Annotated in this window: 1 protein-coding gene; it reads right to left on the bottom strand. The window is 36.1% G+C overall.

Annotation, left to right across the window (positions count from 1 at the left end):
* Positions 1–441 (bottom strand): Orn/Lys/Arg decarboxylase N-terminal domain-containing protein (locus tag R7R78_RS29005; RefSeq protein WP_318119855.1); only part of this gene is annotated, 441 nt, incomplete at its 3' end.
* Positions 442–537 lie beyond the last annotated feature (96 nt).

Below are 537 nucleotides of genomic sequence, written 5' to 3'. Positions count from 1 at the left end.
TTTTTTGAAGAACTGACCACCTTGGTGTCCCGGACAGTCAAACGCTGAGTTACCCATCTCAACATAGTGCGTTAATTGCTTGAAGAAAGGAGGAAGCAGACGACATTCGTACTTGGTTACTGCTTCGTTGATTTGACGACAGTAGTACTCAATAGATTGTCTTTCTAAATCGATAACGCCAGTTAGCCAAACGTAATCTTCTGCCGAAACTGGGTTTTCATCCGTTACTAAGAAAACTGGACTACCGTAACCCGTTTCAGAAATCATTTTATGCAGACCTGCTTTAATGTCTGCTGAAGTAATAATAGCCGCACCAACGTCGGTTAATTCAACTTGCTCTAAAGGTTGTAAATGACGATTAAATTGTTCATCTAAAGATTCAGCTAATAAACTGAAGTCTTCTGGCATGTAATTACTAACACCTATAATTAAACGTTTCATTTGGAATATCTCTTTTTTGTTCTTTAAAATTGACAGGTACAGATATTACAAACGAAAACGATATTTAAAATTCAAAAAACAAATTTCGTGATTAAA

The organism is Vibrio sp. 2134-1, from assembly GCF_033339495.1.
Note: the sequence above shows the minus strand (reverse complement) of the source record. Positions and strands in the feature narration are given on the sequence as shown.